Here is a 9,423-nt window from a genome sequence, read left to right on the forward strand (position 1 = left end):
CCAGAGCGGTTTTCCGCTCTGGCATTTCCTTTCCTCATCGTCTCCTGCTCGGTCTTTTGGGTCTCTGCGGTCGCTGCGGTCCGGAAGAGCGTCCGCGTGATCCTCCGCCGGAACTCTTCCCGCTGCCGCTCGTCACGGTGGTGTATACGCTCGAACCGTCCCACACGTATCCGGTGGCTTTGTCCTTAAATTCCGGAATCATCGTAGCCGGATCAATCGGTGTGCCATTACGCAGGATAGACAGATCCAGATGCGGTCCGGTCGAATTTCCGGTTTGTCCAACCTTGCCAACCGTTTCGCCCTGTTTCACCTCCGTACCTACCGGCACCGCGCTCTTTTCCATCATGTGGTGGTATGCGCTTATCGTTCCGTCGCTGTGCTCTATTTCAATCACCCAGCCATATCCGTCTGACCACCCGCTCTTTACCACCTTGCCGCTCTTATATGCGCCAATGGGTGTCCCCTCCGGGGCTGCAATGTCAATGCTGGGATGCAGCGATGAACTCATCGCACCGTTGTCTGTCTGGAAGGATTCACGCGGGCCAAAGTCGCTTGTGATCTGTGCGCCCGCTATAGGGTTAATTCCCGTTTCCTCTCCGCTCTGGTATTCGCCAACCGTTGCCGCGCCAAACGGGTTCTTCTTCCAGCTCGTGTTTGTGCTCTGCCACAGGTATGCACGCTGCTGCTGTGTCAAGCCGTCCATTGCGCGAACGCATGCCGTCGCTTCTGTCGTGCGGGGATTGCCCTCGTTGTCCGTGTTGGCCGTTTCCAGCGCCACGCGGTACATGGCGTAGGTGGCAGGTGATATGCCCGCTTCCTTTTCAGCCATATACGCTTTGGCGCGCCACTCGCTCAGCTCGCGTCCTTCGTTGATGTGCTGCTCATACTCATTCAGCAGTGAACGCACATGCGCCTTGCCGTCGCCGGTCAGTGCGGCATAGAATGTCCCGTTCTGGTCAATAGTCTTCTCGTACTCCGATACATGGAACGGGTTGCGGCTCATGCTGCTGCTGTAAGTCTGGAATAATACATCCCGCTGCTCGTCTGTCAGGCTGTCGTAACCGCGCAGAATATCCGCAACATTATCCGCGTTATCCGTGCCGCTGCCTTTCGCCCACTTGTCATATATTGCTGCATCCGCTTGGAAACGTACAAAATCAGTCGCATTCACCTTGCCCTTGGCGATCTCGTTCCAGTTCTTGCGCGTTTTTTCGTCCTCCTCACCAATGGACGAAATCAGCACATAGTCCGCAACCGCCTGCTTCTCCGCATCAGTCAAACCGGTGTCCTGCATCACCTCATCCAGCACCAACAGCCGTGCTTCCGCATCTGTCCTCACCTTCTTGTCATCCGCGCCCTTCTCGTTTTCCAGTGCACGCCGCCGGTCGTCCCACTGTGCAAACTGGTCGATGGAAAGGCCGGATTCCAGCGCACCCCGCGCCGCATCCTGACGGCTCTCGTCGATGTACTTGCTCAGCAGGAAAGCCGTGCGGTCGCTGTAATCCGCCGGCATCTCATCCTCGCCGGATACGATCACCGCCTTGTCAAGCGCCGCCTTCTGCGCAGCAGTCAGCTTGTCGTTGTCAAACAGCGCAAGCCGCTGCTGCTCCTTCACGCCCTGCACCGTGTTGCCCTCTGCATCCTTCACTGCTTCAAAGCCGCGCAGGCTGAGTACCGCCTCATAGGCATCCTGCGGCGCAACGCCCAGCTTGTCGCGCATTTCCTCATAGGCTGCGGTCTCCTTAGCGTTCAGCCCCTTAAAGCCTCTGTCAATGTAGTCCTGCGCCGTATCGCCGGACCATTTGCCGAACAGCATCGCCTTGGCGTAGTCTCCTGCCCCCTTCTCAAAGATGGGGAACTGCAAAATGCGGTTGCCGTCGCGGTCCAGCGCATAGCTGCCGCCTGCACGCACGGTCGCAAAGCCCTCCGCTGCCTTCTTGGCCGCACCTCCGCCGAATGGCGGCAGCAGATAAACAACAGGCTTCAGTAGCTCCTTGCCAACCGTTGCGGCCTTCTTGTTTGCCGCCGCATCGCCGGATAGGCTGTTCCATATGGTTCCACGGTCTGGCAGTGCGCTCTGGATCGGCACACGGCCGCCGCCAAACAGGCCGCCCACAAACGGCAGGTTTTCCGCCACATCATCACCAAGCGATTTTGCCACGTCCCAGCCCGTGCGTTCCTTCTTCTCCTCGTCCTCACCAATGCCCAGCGCGTCCCTGATCATGCCGATGGGGTCAAGCGCCGCGTCCCGTCCGGTCAACTGGCTGTATAGCACGTTAAACAAATGCGCCCCCACAAACACCTTGGCATACGCCCATGCCACATGTGCTTTGCTCTTCTCTGCCTGTTTCTTCGGCATATCCTTAAACAGATAGGAAAGCTGGTTGTTCACCTCAATCTGGAACATCGTAAACACCTTGCTCACGGGGTTTGTCGCGTTAAACGCAGTCGGCTGCGCCCCCTTCGAGCGGTCTGCCATCAGTCCCGCTGTAAAGGCGTCCGCGTCGTCTATCGCCGCGTCCATGCTCATACCGTTCTGGATGTTCTGCTCGTACCGCGCACGGTGGATGGTGGTTGCCGTAAAATGGTCTATCATCTCCATCGGCAGACCGGCAAGGTCGCTCGCCTTGCGCGTCAGCGTCTTGTCGATGCTGTCCGAGCCATACCGGTTGGTCAAAAATGTGGATGCATCGCGGTAGCCGTCATCCTTCACAAAGCCCTGCACGGTTTTCATCGCGCCGCGCACCATATTCGGCACGCTCACCTCGCCTGTCGCCTGCGTGATGGGGATCAGGTTGGTCAGCCAGCTTCCGGGGTTCAGCGCTATCATGTTCGCCGCCACGCGCCCCTCCAAATTTTTGGCCACCGTGTAAACCTGGCGGTTCGCCATGTCCTCCCAGCCGCGGTCCTCGCGGCTCTTCTTGCCCGCAAGGTTGTCCGTATAACGCCGCAGCTCGGTCACAAAACGCCCCATACCCATTTCCTGCTGGTTCTTCAGGTCTGCAATCAACTGCTGTATGGTGCTGGGGTTGTCGCCGTATGTCTCCTCAATCGCCTGCCGCTGCTGCAAGGCGTCATACTCCGGATTCGCGCGGATCGCGTCGATCCTGTCCTGCACACCCTCGTCCGAAAGCGTATACCGCACCGCGTCCTCCAACGCACGCAGCCGCTGCACGCTGTCTGTCAGGGTGATTACGTCCGCCGCCGTCTCAATGTAGCGGTCAAAGCCCGCCACCGCGTCATAGTCGGTAATATTGCCCTTGCGCTGCAAAAGGTTGCCGAACCACTTCCTGCCCGGGCGGAAGGTGTCCGTCATGCCGGCAATGTCAGTCGGCACGTCCATGCTCCTGTCCTTGCCCAGTCCAAACTTATGCAGAATGCGGCCGAGTATCCCGTCCGGCTTGTCCTCGCGGAAGTGCGGCGCGTAGTTTTTGCGGAAAGGCACAGGCTCCTGCCCGTTCAGCAGCAGCGTCTCGTTCATCCGGTTGTAAAGCTCGTTGTAAATATCGCGGAATACCGTCACCGCATTGCTGATTTTGCGGTCCATCTCCGGTGTCACGGTGATCCGGTTGTTCTTGATGTACTCTGCCGCCGCGCCGTCCTCGCCCTCCAGCCGCATCTGCGTCAGCGCGCTCTCGTGCTCGCTCAGGCGCAGCGCTTTCACCTGCTCGCGCATCCGGTTTTTCAGCCGGTTGCCCTCTGCAACCGCCTTGTGTACCGGCGTAAAGTAATCGCGGATGATGTTGTCCGCAAGGTCGGTCTGCTCACCAAAGATGTCGCGGATATTGCGCTCCATCGTCTCGCGCTGATATTGCAGGCCGAAGCGCTTGTCCTTGGCAAACTCCGCGATCCAGTCCGCGGCCTCCTGCGCATTGCCCTGCATCTGCTCCTGCCGCCGCGCCTGAAACTCACGGATGGGCTGGTCTGCCTCGCGTACCGCCCGTTCTGCCGCTCCATACATATAGGCATTTTCCGGATTATCAGCTTGTTCCCATTTCTGCGTGTCCATGCCAAGCTGCGCCGCGTTCTGTGCCATTTGTATATCACGCTTCGTTAATGTCAAACTCTTGCGCGTAAACATTGCCTGCTGTCTGGCTTTTTTCGTGGTCTCCCACGCGGCCTGCAGCTCGGCGGCGGTCTGGGTGCGCTGTGCGTCCCGCTCCCGCTGCATCATCTCATTCCGCTTTCTCTCCCGCGCCTCCATCACGCCCTGTTCCGGCGTTTTGCGAAACTGCATCGCCGCCTGCGCGATCTCCTGCGGCGTCAAATCGGCAGCATTTCCCCCGGTGGGCTGGGTGCTCGTTTCTGCCCCGCCGTCCGCAAGCTGCCGCGCGGTCTCCTCCATCTCCGCCCGCAGGCGGGCGATCAGCCTGTCCTTCCCCGCGCCGGGCAGCAGTGTGTCAGCCTGCCGCAGTTCTTCGTCCAGCTCCACCATGCGCCGCGTCAGCGCCGCCGCATCCCGCGCGGGGTTGAAATTTCCGCCATCCGGTTCTATACTGTCAGTAGATAGACTTGGTAACGCCGTAGTGAGGCCGCCGGTTGTGGACCGACGTGTAGCCGCTACAGGTGCCAAGTCTCTTTTGTTTGCCTGAGGGTTGCTATCGGGTGCGTTCTGTGCTACACTGTCAATAGCGGATACTGGAGAAGCAAGAAGCGTTTCGGACGACTCAGAGCTGGGGGTGGCATTAGCCGCATCAAGCACTTGCGTAACAGTTCCGCTATTATTTTTTCCAATATATGCAGATACTACCCATAACTTTTTATACTTGTTTTCCGCAACGGCTTCTACCACATAGTAGGAGCCGTTTATTTGTTTCACAAACCTCACCATAGGAGCTGGATCATTGTTTTTCCCTCTGAATTCCGCGCTTGTCGCAATGCTGCCATCCGAATTGCGCAGAAGTTCCGCTCGATCAAAATTTTCGATCACATAGCCCATACGCGCGATATCAAGAACATTCCCCATAGAATTGTCAGATTCTCCATTCTGACCATGTCCCTTAACAATATGGTTAATGCCTCCTTTGTTGATCGCATTGCTGTATCCCGAAAAATCCTCTCCCAGAAGGTCCTTCATCCAACGTTCCTGTCTCGGGGAAACCTTGGAGATAGTGTATCGCCCAAATTTTGCGTTCGGATCTTCTATGTATCGCTCCGCGAAATCCGCAAGCCCTTCGTCCACCGCATTCACATATTCGTTAATCTTTGCCATCTGCTCCGGTGTATGCGTTTCGGGGTTCGTGTCTATCGCGGTGGTTCGCTGTCTGCCTACCGCCGTGCCTGTCGCACCGAAGAATAAGCCGCTTACACCGCCGCCCAGCACCGCCTCGGCCAGCTCCGCAAACGAAAAACGGGCTTCCGGGTCTGCCGCCGCATAGTCTGCCGCAAAGTTGATTATGTAGCTTGCGCCTTCCTCTCCGGCTTCCACGCCCATCTGGCGCAGAATATTCTTCACCGCGCCCTTGCCGCCGGTTTTCAGCAGGTCGGCCAGCTTGTCTATCGGCAGCTTTTCGCTCACAGCTTCAATCACGCCCGCCGCCGCGCCGCGTGTCAGCGCCTCGCCGGGGTCAACGCCGCGCGCATTCAGTTCTGCGGCCTTCTGTCCTGCCGCCTGTGTGCCCATCAGCACAGAGGCAAGCGCCGTTCCTGCGCCCGGTATCGCGGCCGCCGCCATTACCGGCGCATTGCCCGCAATCGAAATCGCGCTGTTCGCCAAAAAGCGCGGCGCTGCCGCCATGCCTGCCGTGGCGTTTCGCTGTGCCTCCGCCGCCTCGCGCATCATGCGCTGTCCGGTCAGGTTCTGGTCTACCGCCGTGTGCGTCCCCATCTGGTGCAGGCGTTCCCGCTTTTCCTCCAGTTCGGCATACATCCGCGTATATGCCGGGGATACCTGCCCCATCGCGTCCACCGCCGGGGTGCTCGCCAGCACATTCTCAAGCTGCGCGATCTCTTGCTCCAGCTCCACATAGGCAGGGCTTTTGCGGCTCGCCTCCACGTTCTCAGCCTGCTGCTGCGCGGTCTCCACCAACGCGGGTATAGAACCTGCAGCGCGCTTGCCTACCGCCTCCATGCCCTGCCGCCAACGGTCCGCACCGGCGCGCAGTGCAATGTTTTCCTGCACATAGCGCAGCGTATCCTCGTCCGCCCCCATCTGTCGCAGCCGCTGCACTGCCGTGCGGTCGCTCACCGTGTCCGGCATCCCCCAGCTGTCCGAAGCGCCCAGCCCGCTCCCGCTGTATTTCAGCCCGTAGCGGCTTGCAATGCGCGCCATCTCATCGGCAAGGCTTTGCTCCGTCTGTCGTTTCAGCGCATTCTCTGCCTTGCTCCACGTGTCCTCCGCACGGTCATACAGGCTCGCCATCGTCCGGTGGGATGCCATACCGGAAACGTCGCGCATCGCTTCCTTTTCCCGTGCCCAAACCGCGCGACGGTCCCGCATATCCGTCGGGCGGAAGGGTGCTACCGGCTGCCGCCGCATCACTGGGCCGCGCGTATCCGCCGTATAGGTTTCGCCCGTGCGCCGGTCATAGCTCCAGCCGTTCCGGCGGCGGATCGCATCATTTGCCGCTTTCAGCTCATTCCGGCGCGTTGGGCCTGCCATGTGCCACGCTTTCGAGTTGGCACGCAATACGGCGCTGTCGCCGATCTGACGCGCGCTGTCGTCAAGCGTTTTGGCTGCGCTGGTCAAGCGGTCAAAGGCCGTGCCTGCCGCCGATCGGCTTACCGTTACCGTGTTCTGCGGCTTTGCCGCGGTCTTCCTCTGCCCGTTCTCTTTTGCCGTCTTTACCTGCTGTCCCAGCCCGGAAAGCGTGCCGCCCCCGCGCGTCACCGTCTGCGCCGCTTTGGTTGCCAGCCAGCGTTTTTTATCGTCCGATAGCTTTTTTGCCATCCTGCTCCCTCCATCCGAAACCGCTTTTTGAAAATAGGGGGTATCAAATACCCCCTATCCTGTATTACATTTGGCTTTCTACATACTGGTTGTCCAGCTTCTTTCCGCGCAGCTCCTCCATGGCAAGCTCGTATTCGATCTGCCACTGCTTGTCAAACTGCTCCTGCGTAATCTGCCCCGCCTTCAGCTGGTTCTCCAACTCACGGCGGCGCATCTCCAGCTCCTTGGCCGCCAATGTCGGCATACCGTTATAAATGCCGTTCATCTGGCCGTTTGTCACGCCCATGTTAAAACCAAACTCACGGTCCCAGCGATCCTGCTGTGCAATGTTCTGCACATGTTCATAGCCCTTCTGCGCAATTTGGGTCAGCAGGTTGGCCAGTGCCTGTGCGCCCTGCAAGTCACCGTTCAGCTTGGCCTGCGTGATCGCACGTTCAATTTCCGCAATCGCCTCGGTCTGGGTGGTCGCGTTGTCGTTCAGCGCACCCTGATAGGCGTTGCCCGCTTGAATCTGGCTGCTCTCGGTAAGACCCGTGGAAAGCAAGCCGTTCGCTGCCAGGTTCTCCGCCAAACTGCCGTTGGGATTCAGCGTCTGCATATAAGCCTTTTCTGCGGCAGCGTTGTTCACCGCAGTCAGCTTGCCCACGCTGTCCTTCTGCGCGTTCAGGTTTGCCACCGCGCTGTCAACCCCGGCCTGAATCGCTGCCTGCTGCTGGTTCGCCGCCTGCTGCATCATGCTATTGTACTCGTCTATGCCTTTCTGCTGTTCCTCCTGCTGCTTGCGCAGTTGGTTGATGTACGCCTGCATCTTGGTCTGCTCCGCATCATTGGCAAACTGCCCCAGTCCGGCCGTTCCCTGTGCCTTATCAAGCCGCATATCCGCAAGGGACTGCAGATAGTCTGCGTCCGTGTTGCCCTTATATGCAATATCCCAGAACGTGTCGCCGATATCAAATTTGGGATAACTCCCGCCGCCCGTCATCTGCTGCCCCAGCGAGCCGCCGGAAGAGGTGCCTGAGCTGCCGCCAGACGGGCGCGACGATCCGCCGGAAGGCGCTGTATTGGCAGGTGGCTTCCACTCACCGTCTACATAGGTGTAACCATGCTCACCATAGATCTGCTGGTTTTCCTTATGCAGTGCTTCCTTCTCCGCTGGACTTGCTGTGTGCCACTTCTCCGAATTAGCTTCGGCCTTCTGCTGCCAGCTGGGCTTGCTGGGTTTGCTGGGTTTGCTGGATGACCCTTTTCCTGCACTCCCTCCACTCGGTTTCTTGTTACCCTTCAGCGCACTGCTCACTGCACTACCAATCGTGCCGCCAATCAAGCTCCCTAGTCCCATTGTTACCGCTCCTTTCTGCCTACAAGTCCGCACCTCTGTAACATCATAACGCACATCTCGCGTGTCATCGCGCCCTGCGGGCTAATGCCGTCCGTAATGTCGGCATCCTGCGCCGCCTGCCATGCACCGGCCGCCCAAGCGCTTGGGCCTTTGGCTGCCCGCTCCTTCTCATACCGCGCCATAAACGCACAAAACTGTTCGTAACTCATTTTGTCAACCTCCCTGCCGAAGCCCTCTGCCACGCCGTCCGCAATGGCATCCGCAATTTCATAGAACTTGTTTTTGTACAGCTTCATGTCGTCCGCATCGTCGATAAAGCACGTTTCAATCAGCGCATGGCTCACGCCCCTGCGCTTCACGTGCCGCAGTACCGCAAACGAGCTGTTGCGCTTTACCCCTCTGTTCGTAAAGCCCAGCGCGTACAGGCGTTTAAGAATAGCCTGCTCCACACCTACGCCATCCTCAGAGGGATGCACAAATATCTCCGATCCGGTTGTCCTGCCGTTGCCTTTGCGGTCATTCGCTGCGCTGTTAAGATGGAATTCAATCACATAGGATACGCCCGAGAGCGGCAGGCTGACACCTTGTGTCACCACCTTGTACGCATCCCGGCTCTGGTCGTAAATCTCAACCGCAAAGCCGTACTTTTTCAGCTTGGGCGCAACCGCCGTTGCCATGCGGCGGGTCTCCACCGCTTCCGTGTAGCCGCAGCCGACTGCGCCGCTGTCATAAGGCGTACCACCGTGACCGGCAATTAAAAGGATTTTCAAAGTACCACCCCTTGTTATTTTTCCAGCGGTTTTCTGTAAGTAAGCGCGCGGTCGGAATCCGTCACGCCTGCCGTGGTCGGGTCTACAAATACCGCCAGCACCGCTACAAACACCGCAGCGAGCTGATACGGATTGCCCAGCACCGCCATGATCTGCTCCCGCAGAATCTCCCACGAGGTAAACATGGACGGCTCCGCACCGATCGCCGTCAGCATCACCGACACAATACCCACCCAAAACCACGGGTTTTTCATTCTCACCGGAATATTGACTTTCATAGTCTCTCCCTCCTCACAAAAAATCATGTTTTTGCAGCCGCTCCATATATACGCGCTTGATATTCTCAATCGCGCATCCGGCGCGGTTGTTTTTGTACTGCCGGTGGTCGTGGCAGTAATTTTCATAAGCGTCTATCACAGCAAGGA

At 58.5% G+C, this 9,423-nt stretch carries 4 protein-coding genes; all 4 read right to left on the reverse strand.

Annotated elements, in window-relative coordinates:
• Nucleotides 1-34: 34 nt before the first annotated feature.
• The gene (locus tag T363_RS0110265; protein WP_031475558.1) at nucleotides 35-6,889 is read right to left on the reverse strand and encodes a peptidoglycan DD-metalloendopeptidase family protein; all 6,855 of its coding nucleotides are present in this window, start codon (nucleotides 6,887-6,889) and stop codon (nucleotides 35-37) included.
• 64 nt (nucleotides 6,890-6,953) lie between these two features.
• On the reverse strand, nucleotides 6,954-8,228 hold the full coding sequence (locus tag T363_RS0110270) for a hypothetical protein (RefSeq protein WP_031475560.1): 1,275 nt from the start codon (nucleotides 8,226-8,228) through the stop codon (nucleotides 6,954-6,956).
• Nucleotides 8,229-8,230: 2 nt separating this feature from the next.
• Nucleotides 8,231-8,998 (reverse strand): N-acetylmuramoyl-L-alanine amidase, encoded by a 768-nt coding sequence (locus T363_RS0110275; RefSeq protein WP_051643222.1) that lies wholly within the window; start codon nucleotides 8,996-8,998, stop codon nucleotides 8,231-8,233.
• Nucleotides 8,999-9,012: 14 nt separating this feature from the next.
• Nucleotides 9,013-9,276, reverse strand: coding sequence for a phage holin (locus T363_RS0110280; protein WP_031475564.1), 264 nt, complete (start codon nucleotides 9,274-9,276; stop codon nucleotides 9,013-9,015).
• Nucleotides 9,277-9,423 lie beyond the last annotated feature (147 nt).

The sequence above is a fragment of the Agathobaculum desmolans ATCC 43058 genome, assembly GCF_000701665.1.
Classification (GTDB): Bacteria; Bacillota; Clostridia; order Oscillospirales; family Butyricicoccaceae; genus Agathobaculum; species Agathobaculum desmolans.